The sequence below is a fragment of the Pseudomonas mandelii genome, from assembly GCF_900106065.1.
Lineage (GTDB): Bacteria > Pseudomonadota > Gammaproteobacteria > Pseudomonadales > Pseudomonadaceae > Aquipseudomonas > Aquipseudomonas mandelii.
This window is the reverse complement of record NZ_LT629796.1, coordinates 1,253,636-1,271,304: the sequence shown is the minus strand read 5'-3', so window position 1 is coordinate 1,271,304 and position 17,669 is coordinate 1,253,636. Positions and strand designations below refer to the sequence as shown.

Below are 17,669 nucleotides of genomic sequence, written 5' to 3'. Positions count from 1 at the left end.
AGCTTGAGGGGCGGTCCCGAACATCGGCGGCCCCCTCAAGGCTTCACAGATTGAACAAGACGGCTTGCCGACTGACCTGCGGATTTGAGTGACAAACCCATGCCAAAACGTACAGACATTAAAAGCATCCTGATTCTCGGCGCTGGCCCGATCGTGATCGGCCAGGCCTGCGAATTCGACTACTCCGGCGCCCAGGCCTGCAAAGCCCTGCGCGAGGAGGGCTACCGCGTCATCCTGGTGAACTCCAACCCAGCGACCATCATGACCGACCCGGATATGGCTGACGCCACCTACATCGAGCCGATCAAATGGCAGACCGTTGCCAAGATCATCGAGAAAGAGCGTCCGGACGCGTTGCTGCCGACCATGGGTGGCCAGACTGCTCTGAACTGCGCCCTGGACCTGGAGCGCGAAGGCGTTCTGGAGAAGTTCGGCGTAGAGATGATCGGTGCCAACGCTGACACCATCGACAAGGCCGAAGACCGTTCGCGCTTCGACAAGGCGATGAAATCCATCGGCCTGGACTGCCCGCGTTCGGGTATCGCCCACAGCATGGAAGAGGCCAACGCAGTGCTCGAGAAGCTTGGCTTCCCGTGCATCATCCGTCCGTCCTTCACCATGGGCGGCACCGGTGGCGGTATCGCTTACAACCGCGAAGAGTTCGAAGAAATCTGCGCCCGCGGTCTCGACCTGTCGCCGACCAAGGAACTGCTGATCGATGAATCCCTGATCGGCTGGAAAGAGTATGAGATGGAGGTTGTCCGCGATAAGAAGGACAACTGCATCATCGTCTGCTCCATCGAAAACTTTGACCCGATGGGCGTGCACACCGGTGATTCGATCACCGTTGCTCCGGCACAAACCCTGACGGACAAGGAATACCAGATCATGCGTAACGCCTCTCTGGCGGTACTGCGCGAGATCGGCGTGGAAACCGGCGGCTCCAACGTCCAGTTCGGCATCTGCCCGGACACTGGCCGCATGGTAGTCATCGAGATGAACCCGCGTGTATCCCGCTCTTCGGCACTGGCCTCGAAAGCCACTGGTTTCCCGATTGCGCGTATCGCTGCCAAGCTGGCGATCGGCTACACCCTGGACGAGCTGCAGAACGAAATCACCGGCGGCGCTACTCCTGCATCCTTCGAGCCGTCCATTGACTACGTCGTGACCAAGTTGCCACGCTTCGCCTTCGAGAAATTCCCGAAAGCCGACGCGCGCCTGACCACTCAAATGAAGTCGGTCGGTGAAGTCATGGCGATCGGCCGGACCTTCCAGGAATCCCTGCAGAAAGCTTTGCGCGGTCTGGAAGTGGGCGTTTGCGGCCTGGACGAGAAGCTCGACCTGAGCAATCCGGAAAGCATGAGCATCCTCAAGCGCGAACTGACCGTGCCGGGTGCCGAGCGTATCTGGTACGTGGCTGACGCGTTCCGCGCCGGTCTGTCGGTCGAAGACATCTTCGGCATGAACATGATCGACCCGTGGTTCCTGGTGCAGATCGAAGACCTGATCAAGGACGAAGAGAAGGTCAAGACCCTGGGTCTGGCTAGCATCGACCGCGACTTGATGTTCAAGCTCAAGCGCAAAGGCTTCTCCGACATGCGTCTGGCCAAGCTGCTGGGCGTGACCGAGAAGGCGCTGCGTCGCCACCGTCACAAGCTGGAAATCTTCCCGGTCTACAAGCGCGTTGACACCTGCGCGGCCGAGTTCGCCACCGACACCGCGTACATGTACTCGACTTACGAGGAAGAGTGCGAAGCCGCACCGACGGGCCGCGACAAGATCATGATCCTGGGCGGCGGTCCTAACCGCATCGGCCAAGGCATCGAGTTCGACTACTGCTGCGTACACGCGGCACTTGCCCTGCGCGCCGACGGTTACGAGACCATCATGGTCAATTGCAACCCGGAAACCGTTTCGACCGATTACGACACCTCCGATCGCCTGTACTTCGAGCCGGTGACCCTGGAAGACGTGCTGGAAATCTGCCGCGTCGAGAAGCCAAAAGGCGTGATCGTCCAGTACGGCGGCCAAACCCCGCTGAAACTGGCTCGCGCCCTGGAAGAAGCTGGCGTGCCAATCATCGGCACCAGCCCTGACGCCATCGACCGTGCCGAAGACCGTGAGCGTTTCCAGCAAATGGTTGAGCGCCTGAACCTGCGTCAGCCGCCAAACGCCACCGTGCGTAGCGAAGACGAAGCGATTCGTGCTGCCGCCAAGATCGGTTACCCGCTGGTGGTTCGTCCGTCCTATGTTTTGGGCGGTCGTGCGATGGAAATCGTCTACGAAGAAGAAGAACTCAAGCGCTACCTGCGCGATGCGGTGAAGGTGTCCAACGACAGCCCGGTGCTGCTCGACCACTTCCTCAACTGCGCCATCGAAATGGACGTGGATGCGGTCTGCGACGGCACCGACGTGGTGATCGGCGCGATCATGCAGCACATCGAGCAGGCCGGCGTTCACTCCGGTGACTCGGCGTGCTCCCTGCCGCCGTACTCGCTGCCTGCGCACATCCAGGACGAGATGCGCGAACAGGTCAAGAAAATGGCCCTGGAACTGGGCGTTGTCGGCCTGATGAACGTGCAGTTGGCGCTGCAAGGCGAAGACATCTACGTCATCGAAGTCAACCCGCGCGCTTCCCGTACCGTACCGTTCGTGTCCAAGTGCATCGGTGTTTCCCTGGCCATGATCGCGGCACGCGTGATGGCCGGTAAAACCCTGAAAGAAATCGGCTTCACCAAAGAAATCATCCCGAACTTCTACAGCGTGAAAGAGGCGGTGTTCCCATTCGCCAAATTCCCTGGTGTGGACCCGATCCTGGGCCCAGAGATGAAGTCCACCGGTGAAGTGATGGGCGTGGGTGACACCTTCGGCGAAGCGTTCGCCAAGGCACAGATGGGCGCCAGCGAAGTGCTGCCGACCGGCGGCACCGCGTTCATCAGCGTGCGTGACGACGATAAGCCACTGGTTGCAGGCGTGGCCCGTGATCTGATCAACTTGGGCTTCGAAGTGGTAGCCACTGCCGGTACTGCCAAGCTGATCGAAGCCGCAGGCCTGAAAGTGCGCCGTGTGAACAAGGTGACCGAAGGTCGTCCGCACGTGGTCGACATGATCAAGAATGACGAAGTCACCCTGATCATCAACACCACCGAAGGTCGTCAGTCGATTGCTGATTCGTACTCCATTCGTCGTAATGCCCTGCAGCACAAGATCTACTGCACCACGACTATTGCTGCTGGCGAAGCCATCTGCGAAGCGCTCAAGTTCGGTCCCGAGAAGACCGTACGCCGCTTGCAGGATCTACACGCAGGATTGAAGGCATGATCAAGTACCCTATGACCGTCCAGGGCGCGAAAGCCCTGGAAGAAGAACACGCTCACCTGACCAAGGTCGTCCGTCCGAAGCTCAGCCAGGACATCGGCACGGCCCGCGAGTTGGGTGACTTGAAGGAAAACGCCGAATACCACGCTGCCCGTGAGCAGCAAGGGATGGTCGAGGCGCGGATTCGTGACATCGAGGGCCGGATTCAGAATCAGGTGATCATCGACGTCACGACCATTCCTCACACCGGCAAAGTGATTTTCGGTACCACCGTTGAAATCGCCAACGTCGAGACTGATGAAAGCGTCACTTACCACATTGTGGGTGAGGATGAGGCTGACTTTAAACTCGGCAAGATTTCGGTGGGCTCACCACTGGCCCGCGCCTTGATTGCCAAGGAAGAGGGTGACGTGGTTGCCGTGAAAACGCCTGGCGGCGTTATCGAGTACGAGATTGTCGAAGTACGCCACATCTAAACGCAGGCGCCCGCTCCGTGCGGGCTCCATGCTTTGGCAGCTCACTCAGATGTTGTGGGTGGGCGGCTTGTGGCTGTTACACATCGGTCTGCTGCCGGTGCTGGGCCAGATTGGCCTGGCGCCGCTGCTGATTGACGAAATTGCAGGCATGCTTGATGCGCTGATGGTGGGTTTCGCCACAGCGTGTGTGATTTTTCAGGCTTTGGTGCTGATTCAGGCCGAGGGCCTTGTCAGTCTATGGCGCGATATTCGTGGGCAACTGCTGCTGATGGCGCTGTATGCGTGCGGTATGTTCTTCGCGGTGCGCGTCGGTTGGCCGGATGCCGTGCGCTGGCAGGTGTTCAGTTACCTTGTTCTGGGCTTTTCCGGGGTGGTGCTGGTGTTGCAGCCGGTACCCGGATGGAGTGGCAGGGTGCGCGAAGCACACCCTTGACCCTTGCCATCACTTGAAGCGATGAACGTTCGACAGCTGCTTGTTGACGCTGAAGTTCTTGCGGTAAATCAGTGCCATCTTGCCGATGACCTGAACCAGGTCCGCTTTGCCGACCTTGCACAGTTCTGCAATGTTCGCCAGGCGCGACTCGCGATCGAGGATGTTGAGCTTGATTTTAATCAGCTCGTGATCCGCCAAAGCGCGTTCAAGTTCGGCTAACACACCTTCAGTCAAACCGTTGTCAGCCACAATCAAAACTGGTTTCAGATGATGGCCAATGGATTTGTACTGTTTCTTCTGCTCTTGAGTGAGCGGCATAATCTGACCCCTGCGTCTGATCTTGTAAAAAGCGGCGGCCAGTTTACCCGAGCGAGTCCGGGACCGCCCAGTTAATCACGACCCGTTTTATTTTCGAGGTGGCCCGTGGCCCGTTCCAAGACAAGCCTTAAATGGCTGCAAAGACATGTCAATGATCCCTATGTGAAGCAGGCGCAGAAGGATGGTTATCGCTCGCGTGCGAGTTACAAGCTTCTGGAGGTCCAGGAGAAATACAAACTGATCCGTCCGGGTATGAGCGTTGTCGACCTGGGAGCGGCGCCCGGCGGCTGGTCGCAGGTCACCAGTCGGCTGATCGGTGGTCAGGGGCGACTGATCGCCTCGGACATCCTGGAAATGGACAGCATTCCGGACGTGACTTTCATCCAGGGTGACTTCACCCAGGACGAAGTGCTCGCTCAGATCCTCGAAGCCGTGGGTAATTCGCAGGTGGACCTTGTGATTTCCGATATGGCCCCCAATATGAGTGGTACGCCTGAGGTGGATATGCCCAAAGCCATGTTTCTATGTGAGCTGGCTCTTGATCTGGCGGCTCGGATACTCAAGCCGGGTGGTAATTTCGTGATCAAGGTGTTTCAGGGCGAAGGGTTTGATGCTTACGTGAAGGACGCTCGTCAGAAATTCGACAAGGTCCAGATGATCAAGCCGGATTCTTCCCGTGGCAGTTCCCGCGAGCAATACATGCTGGCTTGGGGCTACCGTGGCCGTAGCGAGTAAATCGAGGTTTTTTTGCGGGTCGATAGGATTTTCGTATTTCGCCCCGTGAGCATTAGCGAATATTGTGTAGAAAGTGTTTCACAAAGGGTTACAGACGGCGCCTGCCAGAGTCGTAGGTAATGTAGTAAGTTAGGCCGGTGAATATCATGCGAAGCGCGCGCCATTAGCGGAGCTTGCTTCAGAGGGTAGTTAATTGAACGATATGGCAAAGAATCTGATCCTGTGGTTGATCATCGCGGCTGTCCTGGTGACGGTGATGAACAACTTCTCCAGCCCTAACGAGCCGCAGACCCTCAACTATTCCGACTTCATCCAGCAGGTCAAGGATGGCAAGGTCGAACGCGTAGCAGTTGACGGCTATGTGATTACCGGTAAGCGCACCGATGGCGATAGCTTCAAGACCATTCGTCCTGCCATTCAGGACAACGGTCTGATCGGCGATCTCGTGGATAACCACGTCGTGGTCGAAGGCAAGCAGCCTGAGCAGCAAAGCATCTGGACTCAACTCCTGGTCGCCAGCTTCCCGATCCTGGTGATCATCGCCGTGTTCATGTTTTTCATGCGGCAGATGCAGGGCGGTGCGGGCGGCAAGGGCGGGCCGATGAGCTTCGGCAAGAGCAAGGCACGCCTGCTCTCCGAAGATCAGGTGAAAACCACCTTGGGTGACGTTGCCGGTTGCGACGAAGCCAAGGAAGAGGTCGGTGAACTGGTCGAGTTCCTGCGTGATCCGGGCAAGTTCCAGCGACTGGGCGGCCGCATTCCACGCGGCGTGCTGATGGTGGGTCCTCCGGGTACCGGTAAAACCTTGCTGGCCAAGGCGATTGCCGGCGAAGCCAAAGTGCCGTTCTTCACCATTTCCGGTTCCGATTTCGTCGAGATGTTCGTCGGTGTCGGTGCCAGCCGTGTTCGCGATATGTTCGAGCAGGCCAAGAAACACGCACCCTGCATCATCTTTATCGATGAAATCGATGCTGTCGGTCGTCACCGTGGCGCCGGTATGGGTGGCGGTCATGACGAACGCGAGCAGACACTCAACCAATTGCTGGTTGAGATGGATGGCTTTGAAATGAATGACGGCATCATCGTCATTGCAGCAACCAACCGTCCCGACGTACTGGACCCCGCGTTGCTGCGTCCGGGCCGTTTCGACCGTCAGGTTGTGGTCGGTCTGCCGGATATTCGTGGTCGTGAGCAGATTCTCAAGGTTCACATGCGCAAAGTGCCAATGGGTGACGACGTCGCTCCTGCGGTGATTGCACGTGGTACGCCTGGTTTCTCTGGTGCCGACCTGGCTAACCTGGTGAACGAGGCCTCGTTGTTCGCTGCCCGTACCGGCAAGCGCATCGTCGAAATGAAAGAGTTTGAACTGGCGAAAGACAAGATCATGATGGGCGCCGAGCGCAAATCCATGGTCATGTCGGAAAAAGAGAAGCAGAACACCGCTTATCACGAAGCGGGTCACGCCATCGTCGGTCGTGTCGTGCCAGAGCACGATCCGGTCTACAAGGTGTCGATCATCCCGCGCGGTCGTGCGCTGGGTGTGACGATGTTCCTGCCGGAAGAAGATCGCTATAGCCTGTCCAAGCGTGCGCTGATCAGCCAGATCTGCTCGCTGTACGGTGGCCGTATCGCTGAAGAAATGACCCTGGGCTTTGACGGTGTTACCACCGGCGCGTCCAACGACATCATGCGTGCCAGCCAGATTGCGCGGAACATGGTGACCAAGTGGGGCCTTTCGGAAAAACTCGGTCCGTTGATGTATGCCGAAGAAGAGGGCGAAGTATTCCTTGGTCGCGGCGGCGGTGGTCAGGGTGCGAGCTTCTCTGGTGAGACAGCCAAGCTGATTGACTCCGAAGTGCGCAGCATCATTGATCAGTGCTACGGCACGGCCAAGCAGATCCTCACGGATAACCGTGACAAGCTCGACGCCATGGCGGATGCCTTGATGAAGTACGAGACGATCGATGCCGATCAGATCGATGACATCATGGCCGGACGTACCCCTCGCGAACCACGCGACTGGTCGGGTGGCGGCACCGGTACTTCCGGGACACCTCCGGTGGTCCAGGATGAGCGTCCGCAAACACCGATCGGCGGTCCGGCTGCTGACGTCTAAGGTTTGAAATGACTTCTGTTCAGTCCTCGACCCGGTTGCCTTGCGGCAACCGGGTTCTTGATTTGGCCCAGACGCATGTCATGGGTATTCTCAATGTCACTCCCGATTCCTTTTCTGATGGCGGCCGATACAGCCAGCTCGACGCGGCCCTGCGCCACGCCGAGGCGATGGTAGCGGCGGGCGCCACGCTGATCGATGTCGGTGGCGAATCGACCCGGCCCGGTGCAAGGGCGGTTTCGCCACTTGAAGAGCTGGAGCGCGTGGCGCCTATCGTTGAGCTCATCAATCGCGAACTGGATGTGATTATTTCGGTTGATACCTCCACTCCGGCGGTCATGCGCGAAACCGCACGGCTCGGAGCGGGCTTGATCAATGATGTGCGCTCGCTGCGCCGAGACGGTGCCCTGGATGCGGCAGCCGCCACCGGATTGCCGGTGTGTCTGATGCATATGCTCGGTGAGCCGGGCGATATGCAGGACAATCCGAGCTACGGGGACGTGACCAGGGAGGTTGGCGAGTTTCTCGCTGAGCGTATGGCCCAGTGTGCGTTGGTGGGAATCCCTGCTGAGCGGATTATTCTTGATCCGGGGTTTGGGTTCGCGAAAACCTTGCAGCACAATCTAAGCTTGTTCAAACATATGGAAGACCTGCATGCCTTGGGGCGGCCCCTGTTGGTTGGGGTTTCGCGAAAGAGCATGATAGGTCAGGCCTTGAATCGCCCGGTTGGAGAACGCCTGTTTGGTGGTCTGGCGCTCGCGGCGCTGGCTTCGGCCAAGGGTGCGCGTATATTGCGCGTCCATGATGTAGCCGAAACAGTGGACGTGGTGCGGATGATCGCCGCAGTGGAATCAGCCGAATAAGAATGATGGAGCACTTATGAGCAAAAAATACTTTGGCACCGACGGTATTCGTGGTCGGGTCGGCGAATACCCGATAACTCCTGACTTCATGCTCAAGCTCGGTTGGGCTGCGGGCATGGCGTTCCGCAAAATGGGCGCCTGCAAGGTGCTGGTTGGCAAGGACACCCGGATCTCCGGTTACATGTTTGAGTCCGCGCTCGAGGCTGGTCTGACGTCGGCAGGTGCTGACGTGATGCTGTTGGGCCCGATGCCAACGCCGGCGATCGCTTACCTGACGCGTACCTTTCATGCTGAAGCCGGTATTGTGATCAGTGCCTCGCACAATCCTCATGATGACAACGGCATCAAGTTCTTCTCCGGAAAGGGCACCAAGCTGCCGGATGAAGTCGAACTGATGATTGAAGAGTTGCTCGACACCCCGATGACCGTGGTTGAGTCGAGCAAGATCGGCAAAGTTTCGCGAATCAACGATGCCTCTGGCCGCTATATCGAATTCTGCAAGAGCAGCGTGCCGACCGGTACCAACTTCGCCGGCCTGAAAATCGTGATCGACTGCGCTCACGGCGCGACCTACAAGGTTGCACCTAGCGTGTTCCGCGAGTTGGGTGCCGAAGTCGTTGTGCTTTCTGCTCAGCCAAACGGCTTGAACATCAATGACAATTGCGGTTCGACCCATATGGGGCAGTTGCAGGCTGCGGTATTGGCCGAACACGCCGATCTGGGTATTGCCTTTGACGGTGACGGTGATCGCGTCTTGATGGTCGACCACACAGGCGCCATCGTAGATGGTGACGAGTTGCTGTACATCATCGCCCGCGATCTGCATGAGCGCGACAAGCTGCAAGGCGGCGTGGTTGGTACATTGATGAGTAACCTTGGGCTCGAATTGGCCCTGGCGGATCTGTCGATTCCTTTCGTGCGTGCCAACGTTGGCGACCGTTATGTGATCGCTGACTTGCTGGAGCGTAACTGGTTGGTAGGCGGTGAGAACTCGGGTCATATCGTCTGCTTCAATCACACCACCACAGGTGATGCGATCATCGCGGCGTTGCAGGTGCTGATGGCGCTGAAAACGCGCTCGGAAGGACTTGCTCAGGCCCGTCAGGCGCTGCGCAAGTGCCCTCAGGTGCTGATCAATGTCCGGTTCGGTGGGGGCGCGAGTCCGCTCGACCATCCGGCGGTCAAGGAAGCCAGCGACCGTGTTACCCAGGCTATGGCCGGCCGCGGGCGCGTGTTGTTGCGCAAGTCCGGGACGGAGCCGTTGGTGCGCGTGATGGTTGAAGGCGAGGACGAAACACAGGTCCGTGGCTACGCCGAAGAGCTGGCAAAACTGGTTACTGAAGTTTCTGCCTGAATTCGGCTTGCCAGCCATGATTGTGTTGGGTAACATCTGCGCCCACTTTGACCGACGAGGTACAGCATGCGTCGCCCTATGGTAGCTGGTAACTGGAAGATGCACGGTACCCGCGCCAGCGTCGCTGAGCTGATCAATGGCCTTCGTCATCTGGCCTTGCCGAGCGGTGTTGATGTAGCGGTATTCCCGCCTTACTTGCATATCAATCAAGTGATTGATGGCTTGAACGGCAAGTCGATTTCGGTCGGCGCGCAGAACTCTGCGGTGGAAGCCATGCAAGGTGCACTGACCGGTGAAATCGCGCCGAGTCAATTGGTGGATGCAGGTTGTTCCCTGGTTCTTGTCGGGCATTCCGAGCGCCGCCAGATTATGGGCGAGCAGGACGGTGTGCTGATTCGCAAGTTCGCAGCGGCGCAGGCATGTGGCTTGATCCCGGTGTTGTGCATAGGGGAAACCCTTGAGCAGCGCGAAGCCGGTAAAACTCTAGAGGTTGTCGGGCGTCAGCTAGGCAGTATCATAGAGGAGCTGGGTGTAGGTGCCTTTGCAAATGCAGTAATTGCTTACGAGCCAGTCTGGGCCATTGGCACTGGGCTGACTGCTTCGCCGCAACAAGCGCAGGATGTGCATGCAGCCATTCGCGCTCAGTTGGCGGCAGAGAATTCTGAGGTCGCACAAGGTGTGCGGCTTCTATACGGCGGCAGCGTGAAGGCGGCCAATGCGGTCGAACTGTTCGGCATGCCGGATATCGATGGGGGGCTCATTGGTGGAGCTTCCCTGAATGCAGATGAGTTCGGTGCGATTTGTCGCGCCGCGGGAAACTGAAAAAATGCTGGAAACAGTCGTAGTCGTTTTTCATCTGCTGGGTGCATTGGGCGTAGTTGCTCTGGTATTGCTGCAGCAGGGTAAAGGTGCGGATGCTGGCGCGTCTTTCGGAGCAGGTGCTTCAAATACTGTGTTCGGAAGCCAAGGTTCCTCTACCTTTCTTAGTAAGTTTACTGCTATACTTGCCGCCGGTTTCTTCATAACCAGCTTAGGGTTAGGTTACTTTGCTAAAGAGAAAGCTCAGCAGCTGACTCAAGTAGGTTTGCCAAACCCGGCAGTGTTGGAAGTTCCAAAGCAACAACCGGCTTCTGATGATGTACCGGTGCTTCAAGAGCAAAAGTCGGCTACTCCAGCGACTGACGTGCCTCCAGCTCAAGAGCAAAAGTAAGAAGGGTTTCAAACGTAGTATTGCCGAGGTGGTGGAATTGGTAGACACGCAACCTTGAGGTGGTTGTGCCCATAGGGTGTAGGGGTTCGAGTCCCCTTCTCGGTACCAATTATCAGGAGAGCCCGCTGTTGCGGGCTTTCTTGTAGGTGGAAGGTTACATTGACCCTGTCAAGGATCGGTCGTATACTTCCGCCCCAGCTTTGTCGCGGGGTGGAGCAGTCTGGTAGCTCGTCGGGCTCATAACCCGAAGGTCGTCGGTTCAAATCCGGCCCCCGCAACCAGTTTAAGGAGCCCCTTTTAAGGGGCTTTTTGTTAGCTGGACACTTTCTACGCCGCTGTTCGACGGCGTTTCAAGGATGGGCGTTTCGCCCATTTTTTTATTTTGCATAGCATGCACATACATGCACGAGGGGGTTCAGGTGTCGAGCAAGCTAGAAGAGTTGCAGGCCTTGTTGGCCCCGGTGGTCGTGGCCCTGGGCTATGAATGCTGGGGTATTGAGTTTTCGGCTCAAGGTCGCCACTCAATGTTGCGCGTTTATATTGATAAAGAGGGCGGTGTGCTGGTGGACGATTGTGCCATCGTCAGCCGTCAGATCAGCGGTGTCCTGGATGTTGAAGATCCAATCGCCGTTGAATACACCCTTGAAGTTTCCTCGCCTGGCATGGAACGCCCACTGTTCACTATTGAGCAGTTTGCAAAATTTGCCGGTGAACAAGTGAAGATCAAGCTGCGCTCGCCTTTTGAAGGACGACGCAACTTTCAGGGCCTTCTGCGCGGTGTAGAAGAGCAGGACGTCGTGGTGCAGGTAGAAGACCATGAGTTCCTGTTGCCGATCGATATGATCGACAAGGCCAACATTATTCCCAGTTTTGACTGAGACGCGGATCCCGCGGATCCAATGGCTTGCGAAAGGCGAGGCGTACGATGAGCAAAGAAGTACTGCTGGTTGTTGAGTCGGTATCCAATGAAAAGGGCGTACCGGCAAACGTAATTTTTGAAGCGCTGGAGCTGGCCCTGGCCACTGCTACCAAAAAGCGTTTCGAGGACGAAGTCGATCTGCGTGTGGAAATCAATCGCCACACCGGTGCTTACGAGACATTCCGTCGCTGGACGGTCGTCGAAGAAGCAGACCTGGATGATCCGGCCATCGAAACCTGGCCGAGCAAGGTTGCCGAAACGCACCCGGGCGCCCAGGTGGGTGATGTAGTCGAAGAGAAAATCGAATCCATCGAGTTCGGCCGCATTGCTGCACAGACTGCCAAGCAAGTCATCGTGCAGAAAGTTCGCGAAGCCGAGCGCGCTCAAGTCGTTGACGCTTATCGCGAGCGCCTGGGGGAAATCATCTCCGGCACCGTGAAGAAAGTGACCCGCGACAACGTGATCGTCGACCTGGGCAACAACGCTGAAGCGTTGCTGGCTCGTGAAGACATCATCTCTCGCGAAACCTTCCGGGTTGGCGTGCGCTTGCGTGCGCTTCTCAAGGAAATCCGCACCGAGAACCGCGGCCCGCAGCTGATCCTGTCGCGTACCGCGCCGGAAATGCTGATCGAGTTGTTCCGCATCGAAGTGCCGGAAATCGCTGAAGGCCTGATCGAAGTAATGGCAGCCTCCCGTGACCCGGGTTCGCGTGCCAAGATCGCGGTCCGCTCGAAAGACAAACGCATCGACCCGCAGGGCGCTTGCATCGGTATGCGCGGTTCGCGCGTCCAGGCAGTGTCGGGTGAGTTGGGCGGTGAGCGTGTGGATATCGTCCTGTGGGATGACAACCCGGCTCAGTTCGTAATCAACGCCATGTCCCCGGCTGAGGTTGCGGCAATTATCGTTGACGAAGATGCCCATGCAATGGACATCGCCGTTGGCGCAGACAATCTGGCTCAGGCCATCGGTCGCGGTGGTCAGAACGTGCGTCTGGCTAGCCAGTTGACTGGCTGGACCCTGAACGTGATGACCGAATCGGACATCCAGGCTAAGCAGCAAGCAGAAACCGGCGACATCCTGCGCAACTTCATCGACGAGCTGGAAGTCGACGAAGACCTTGCACAGGTGCTGGTAGATGAAGGCTTCACCAGCCTGGAAGAGATTGCCTACGTACCGTTGGAAGAAATGCTCAACATCGAAGGCTTTGACGAAGAAACCGTCAACGAGCTTCGCGCTCGCGCCAAGGATCGTTTGTTGACCAAAGCCATCGCTACTGAGGAAAAGCTGGCAGACGCCCATCCGGCCGAAGACCTGCTCTCGCTTGAGGGTATGGACAAGGATCTGGCGATGGAACTGGCGGTGCGCGGCGTAATTACCCGCGAAGACCTGGCCGAGCAGTCTATTGACGACCTGCTCGACATCGACGGCATTGACGATGATCGTGCCGGCAAGTTGATCATGGCCGCCCGAGCCCACTGGTTCGAGTAATTAGGCGCGGCCTGAGGAGAGAAGTGCATGACGCAAGTCACGGTGAAACAACTGGCCGATGAGGTCAAAACACCGGTAGAGCGCCTGTTGCAGCAGATGCGTGAGGCAGGTCTGCCGCACACCGCCGCCGATGAAGGTGTGAGCGATAGTGAGAAGCAGTCTTTGCTGACTCACTTGAAGAGCAGCCACAAGGCGAAAGTGGAAGAACCGCGCAAGATCACACTGCAGCGCAAAACCACCAGCACCCTGCGTGTTGCTGGCAGCAAAAGCATCAGCGTTGAAGTACGCAAGAAGAAAGTCTTCGTACAGCGCAGCCCGGAAGAAATTGAAGCCGAGCGCAAACGCGAACTGGAAGAACGTCGCGCAGTAGAAAATGCTGCTCGTCAGAAGGCTGAAGAAGAAGCCAAGCGTCGCGCCGAAGAAGAAGCGCGTCGCCAGCCTGCTGCTGCGCAATCCGCTACTAACGACGCCGTTGCAGCCCCTGCTGCAGTTGCTGAGCCAGTACGCGAAAGCGCGCCGGTTGTAGCCGCTGCTCCAGCACCGTCTGCTGACGTTCGCAACAAGCAGAACGAACAGCGCCGTCCGGACAAACCACGCGCCGACGATAACAATCGTCGTGGCAGTGGCGATGGTGAGCGCAAAAACGCTCCGCATCGTGCTTCGGTTAAAGAGAAAGCGCCTGCTCCACGCGTTGCACCACGTACTACCGACGAAGAAAGCGATGGCTTCCGTCGTGGTGGTCGCGGCAAGGCCAAGCTGAAGAAACGCAACGCCCACGGTTTCCAGAGCCCAACCGGCCCTGTCGTGCGTGATGTGCAGATCGGCGAGACCATCACTGTTGGCGATCTCGCCAATCAGATGTCGGTCAAGGCTGCTGAAATCATCAAGTTCATGTTCAAACTGGGTACGCCAGCGACCATCAACCAGGTGCTTGATCAGGAAACTGCTCAACTGGTAGCCGAAGAACTGGGCCACAAAGTGACCCTGGTCAGCGACACCGCCCTGGAAGATTCCCTGGCCGAGTCCCTGAAGTTTGAAGGTGAGACGTTCTCCCGTGCGCCAGTCGTGACCGTAATGGGCCACGTTGACCACGGTAAGACGTCGCTGCTCGACTATATCCGTCGTGCCAAGGTAGCTGCAGGCGAAGCCGGCGGTATCACCCAGCACATCGGTGCGTACCACGTTGAAACTGATCGTGGCATGGTCACTTTCCTCGATACCCCGGGTCACGCCGCGTTTACCGCAATGCGTGCCCGTGGTGCCAAGGCGACTGACATCGTGATCCTGGTGGTTGCAGCGGACGACGGCGTAATGCCGCAGACCATTGAAGCGGTCCAGCACGCCAAGGCTGCCGGTGTTCCACTGGTTGTTGCAGTGAACAAAATCGACAAGCCGGGCGCTGATCTCGATCGCATCCGTAGCGAGCTGTCGGTTCACGGCGTGACTTCGGAAGAGTGGGGCGGCGACACCCCGTTCGTATCGGTTTCGGCGAAAGTCGGTACTGGTGTGGACGAGTTGCTCGAAGCTGTTCTGCTGCAAGCCGAAGTTCTGGAACTGAAAGCGACGCCTTCGGCTCCTGGCCGTGGTGTGGTGGTTGAATCGCGTCTCGACAAAGGTCGTGGCCCGGTTGCAACCGTTCTGGTTCAAGACGGTACTCTGCGCCAAGGCGACATGGTCCTGGTCGGTTCGAACTATGGCCGTGTACGCGCCATGCTCGACGAGAACGGCAAGCCGATCAAAGAAGCCGGTCCTTCCATCCCTGTCGAGATCCTCGGCCTGGACGGTACCCCGGACGCTGGCGATGAGATGAGCGTGCTGTCGGACGAGAAGAAAGCCCGTGAAGTGGCTCTGTTCCGTCAAGGCAAGTTCCGCGAAGTCAAACTGGCTCGCGCTCACGCCGGCAAGCTGGAAAACATCTTCGAAAACATGGGTCAGGCAGAGAAGAAGACGCTCAACATCGTCCTCAAATCCGACGTCCGTGGTTCGCTGGAAGCGTTGAACGGTGCCTTGAACGGCCTGGGTAACGACGAAGTGCAAGTGCGTGTTGTCGGTGGCGGCGTCGGTGGTATCACCGAGTCCGACGCTAACCTGGCACTGGCCTCCAACGCTGTACTGTTTGGCTTCAACGTGCGTGCCGATGCTGGCGCTCGCAAGATCGTCGAGCAGGAAGGTCTGGATATGCGTTACTACAACGTGATCTACGACATCATCGAAGACGTCAAGAAAGCCCTCACCGGTATGCTGGGCAGCGATGTTCGCGAGAACATCCTGGGTACCGCTGAAGTGCGTGACGTGTTCCGTTCGCCGAAGTTTGGCGCGATCGCCGGTTGCATGGTTATCGAAGGTGTTGTTCACCGTAACCGTCCAATCCGTGTACTGCGTGAAGACATCGTTATCTTCGAAGGCGAGCTGGAATCCCTGCGCCGCTTCAAGGATGACGCTTCCGAAGTACGTGCCGGCATGGAATGCGGTATCGGCGTGAAGAGCTACAACGACGTCAAAGTCGGTGACAAGATCGAAGTCTTCGAGAAGGTTCAGGTTGCTCGCAGCCTCTAACTCGCGCACTTCAAGGGCCACGCCAAGCCGCCGCATGCAAATGCGCGGCACCGCGTCAGGACTCTAAACGCAACGCCCGGTCTGGCTTTTGTCAGGCCGGGCGTTTGCCGCTTTCAGACCCCTCGGGTTTCACCGTGGGGCAGTAACAGGTAACAAGACATGGCAAAAGAATACAGCCGTACCCAACGTATCGGCGATCAGATGCAGCGTGAGCTGGCACAGCTGATCCGTCGTGAAGTCAAAGACCCGCGCGTCGGTCTGGTCACCATTACCGCTGTTGAAGTCAGCCGTGACGTCGGTCACGCCAAGATCTTCATCACCGTGATGGGCCAGGACAACGCCGAAGACATCGCGCAAAGCATCAAGGTGCTCAACTCAGCCGCCGGTTTCCTGCGCATGCAGTTGGCTCGTGAAATGAAGTTGCGCAGCGTTCCGCAGTTGCACTTCCACTACGACGAAAGCGTCGTGCGTGGCGCGCACCTGTCGGCCCTGATCGAGCGTGCGGTGGCTGAAGACAATCAGCACCCGGTAGCGGCTGAACCCGAAGACGCCAAGGAGTAATCGGTGGCTCAGGTCAAACGTATCCGTCGTAACGTCAGCGGTATCATTCTGCTCGACAAGCCATTGGGGTTCACCTCCAACGCCGCGTTGCAGAAGGTTCGCTGGCTGCTGAACGCCGAGAAAGCCGGTCACACCGGCAGTCTCGATCCGCTGGCCACCGGCGTGTTGCCGTTGTGCTTCGGTGAGGCCACCAAGTTCTCGCAGTACCTGCTCGATTCCGACAAGGGTTACGAAACCCTGGCGCAACTGGGCAAGACCACCACCACGGCCGATGCCGAGGGTGAAGTTTTGCAGGAGCGTCCGGTGACCGTTGGTCGCGCAGATGTCGAAGCTGTTCTGCCGAATTTTCGCGGGCAAATCAGTCAGATACCGCCGATGTACTCGGCGCTCAAGCGTGATGGCCAGCCGCTGTACAAGCTGGCCCGTGCAGGCGAAGTAGTGGAGCGTGAACCGCGTTCTGTTACTATTGCGCGCTTGGAATTGCTGGCCTTTGAAGGTGATACTGCGCGGCTTGCGGTGGATTGCAGCAAAGGCACCTATATTCGCACCCTGGTGGAGGATATCGGTGAGCAACTCGGTTGTGGCGCTTACGTGGCTGAATTGCGACGTACCCAGGCCGGGCCTTTCACGCTGGCGCAGACGGTCACGCTTGAAGAGTTGGAAGCGGTACATGCCGAAGGCGGCAACGAAGCGGTCGACCGCTTCCTGATGCCATCGGACAGCGGCCTTCTGGATTGGCCACTGTTGCAGTTCTCGGAGCACAGTTCGTTCTACTGGCTTAACGGCCAACCGGTACGAGCCCCGGATGCACCGAAGTTCGGCATGGTACGGGTACAGGATCACAACGGTCGCTTCATCGGTATCGGTGAAGTGAGCGAAGACGGGCGCATCGCGCCACGTCGACTGATTCGGTCAGAATGACCGGACGAGGGTGGCTGTTAACAGGCACGGTCACTACTCATTTTTAGATACAGGGATTTGTCCCTGGCCTGTTGAAGCTGTTTCTTTGAAACAGTTTCCTGATAAAAGGATTGCCTCATGGCTCTCGACGTTCAAGAAAAAGCTCAAATCGTAGCTGACTACCAGCAAGCTGTTGGTGACACTGGTTCGCCGGAAGTGCAAGTTGCACTGCTGACCCACAACATCAACAAGCTGCAAGGTCACTTCAAGGCCAACGGTAAAGATCACCACTCCCGTCGTGGTCTGATCCGCATGGTTAACCAGCGTCGTAAGCTGCTGGACTACCTGAAAGGCAAGGATCTGGGTCGTTATCAGGCTCTGATCGGTCGCCTGGGTCTGCGTCGCTAATAAGCGATTGCGCTAGA

16 protein-coding genes and 2 tRNA genes are annotated in these 17,669 nt (G+C 57.7%); 17 read left to right on the top strand and 1 reads right to left on the bottom strand.

What is annotated here, in order from left to right:
- Window positions 1-99 precede the first annotated feature (99 nt).
- Genes carB through BLU63_RS05835 form a run of 3 tightly spaced genes read left to right on the top strand, consistent with a single transcriptional unit; the run spans window position 100 to window position 4,227 of the window.
- Window positions 100-3,321, top strand: coding sequence for a carbamoyl-phosphate synthase large subunit (carB, locus tag BLU63_RS05845; protein WP_010463509.1), 3,222 nt, complete (start codon window positions 100-102; stop codon window positions 3,319-3,321).
- The gene (gene greA / locus BLU63_RS05840; RefSeq protein ID WP_010463507.1) at window positions 3,318-3,794 is read left to right on the top strand and encodes a transcription elongation factor GreA; all 477 of its coding nucleotides are present in this window, start codon (window positions 3,318-3,320) and stop codon (window positions 3,792-3,794) included. The genes carB and greA overlap by 4 nt, the downstream gene beginning before the upstream one ends.
- A gap of 28 nt (window positions 3,795-3,822) precedes the next feature.
- The gene (locus BLU63_RS05835) at window positions 3,823-4,227 is read left to right on the top strand and encodes a hypothetical protein (RefSeq protein WP_010463505.1); all 405 of its coding nucleotides are present in this window, start codon (window positions 3,823-3,825) and stop codon (window positions 4,225-4,227) included.
- A gap of 9 nt (window positions 4,228-4,236) precedes the next feature.
- On the opposite strand, the gene BLU63_RS05830 is transcribed toward BLU63_RS05835, so the two are convergent.
- A complete protein-coding gene (locus BLU63_RS05830; protein ID WP_008057408.1) occupies window positions 4,237-4,545 on the bottom strand; it encodes a YhbY family RNA-binding protein in 309 nt (102 codons plus the stop codon).
- Window positions 4,546-4,650: 105 nt separating this feature from the next.
- Between BLU63_RS05830 and rlmE the strand changes: the two genes are divergently transcribed.
- The 14 genes from rlmE (at window position 4,651) to rpsO (ending at window position 17,652) form a co-directional block, all read left to right on the top strand.
- Window positions 4,651-5,280, top strand: a complete 630-nt coding sequence (gene rlmE, locus BLU63_RS05825; protein ID WP_008005470.1) for a 23S rRNA (uridine(2552)-2'-O)-methyltransferase RlmE — start codon at window positions 4,651-4,653, stop codon at window positions 5,278-5,280.
- A gap of 202 nt (window positions 5,281-5,482) precedes the next feature.
- Entirely contained in the window at window positions 5,483-7,396 is a 1,914-nt protein-coding gene (gene ftsH / locus BLU63_RS05820) for an ATP-dependent zinc metalloprotease FtsH (protein ID WP_010463496.1), read from the top strand.
- Between the two features lie 8 nt (window positions 7,397-7,404).
- Window positions 7,405-8,256 (top strand): dihydropteroate synthase, encoded by an 852-nt coding sequence (gene folP, locus BLU63_RS05815; RefSeq protein ID WP_083375052.1) that lies wholly within the window; start codon window positions 7,405-7,407, stop codon window positions 8,254-8,256.
- 16 nt (window positions 8,257-8,272) lie between these two features.
- Complete coding sequence (gene glmM, locus BLU63_RS05810; protein ID WP_010463493.1) at window positions 8,273-9,610, top strand: phosphoglucosamine mutase; 1,338 nt, start codon at window positions 8,273-8,275, stop codon at window positions 9,608-9,610.
- Window positions 9,611-9,676: 66 nt separating this feature from the next.
- Window positions 9,677-10,432 (top strand): triose-phosphate isomerase, encoded by a 756-nt coding sequence (gene tpiA, locus BLU63_RS05805; protein WP_010463491.1) that lies wholly within the window; start codon window positions 9,677-9,679, stop codon window positions 10,430-10,432.
- A gap of 4 nt (window positions 10,433-10,436) precedes the next feature.
- Window positions 10,437-10,820 (top strand): preprotein translocase subunit SecG, encoded by a 384-nt coding sequence (gene secG, locus BLU63_RS05800; protein WP_010463489.1) that lies wholly within the window; start codon window positions 10,437-10,439, stop codon window positions 10,818-10,820.
- A 22-nt stretch (window positions 10,821-10,842) separates the two neighbouring features.
- A tRNA-Leu gene (locus tag BLU63_RS05795) sits at window positions 10,843-10,928 on the top strand.
- Between the two features lie 96 nt (window positions 10,929-11,024).
- Window positions 11,025-11,101 (top strand) — tRNA-Met (locus BLU63_RS05790).
- Window positions 11,102-11,239: 138 nt separating this feature from the next.
- Window positions 11,240-11,698, top strand: a complete 459-nt coding sequence (gene rimP, locus BLU63_RS05785) for a ribosome maturation factor RimP (protein WP_010463487.1) — start codon at window positions 11,240-11,242, stop codon at window positions 11,696-11,698.
- Between the two features lie 47 nt (window positions 11,699-11,745).
- A complete protein-coding gene (gene nusA, locus BLU63_RS05780; RefSeq protein WP_010463485.1) occupies window positions 11,746-13,227 on the top strand; it encodes a transcription termination factor NusA in 1,482 nt (493 codons plus the stop codon).
- Window positions 13,228-13,254: 27 nt separating this feature from the next.
- The gene (infB, locus tag BLU63_RS05775; protein ID WP_010463483.1) at window positions 13,255-15,783 is read left to right on the top strand and encodes a translation initiation factor IF-2; all 2,529 of its coding nucleotides are present in this window, start codon (window positions 13,255-13,257) and stop codon (window positions 15,781-15,783) included.
- Window positions 15,784-15,942: 159 nt separating this feature from the next.
- Window positions 15,943-16,344 carry a 30S ribosome-binding factor RbfA gene (gene rbfA / locus BLU63_RS05770; RefSeq protein WP_007942872.1) on the top strand — a complete coding sequence of 134 codons (402 nt, stop codon included), beginning with the start codon at window positions 15,943-15,945 and terminating at the stop codon, window positions 16,342-16,344.
- A 3-nt stretch (window positions 16,345-16,347) separates the two neighbouring features.
- The gene (gene truB / locus BLU63_RS05765) at window positions 16,348-17,265 is read left to right on the top strand and encodes a tRNA pseudouridine(55) synthase TruB (RefSeq protein ID WP_010463480.1); all 918 of its coding nucleotides are present in this window, start codon (window positions 16,348-16,350) and stop codon (window positions 17,263-17,265) included.
- A gap of 117 nt (window positions 17,266-17,382) precedes the next feature.
- Entirely contained in the window at window positions 17,383-17,652 is a 270-nt protein-coding gene (gene rpsO / locus BLU63_RS05760; RefSeq protein WP_003176135.1) for a 30S ribosomal protein S15, read from the top strand.
- The last annotated feature ends 17 nt before the right edge of the window (window positions 17,653-17,669 follow it).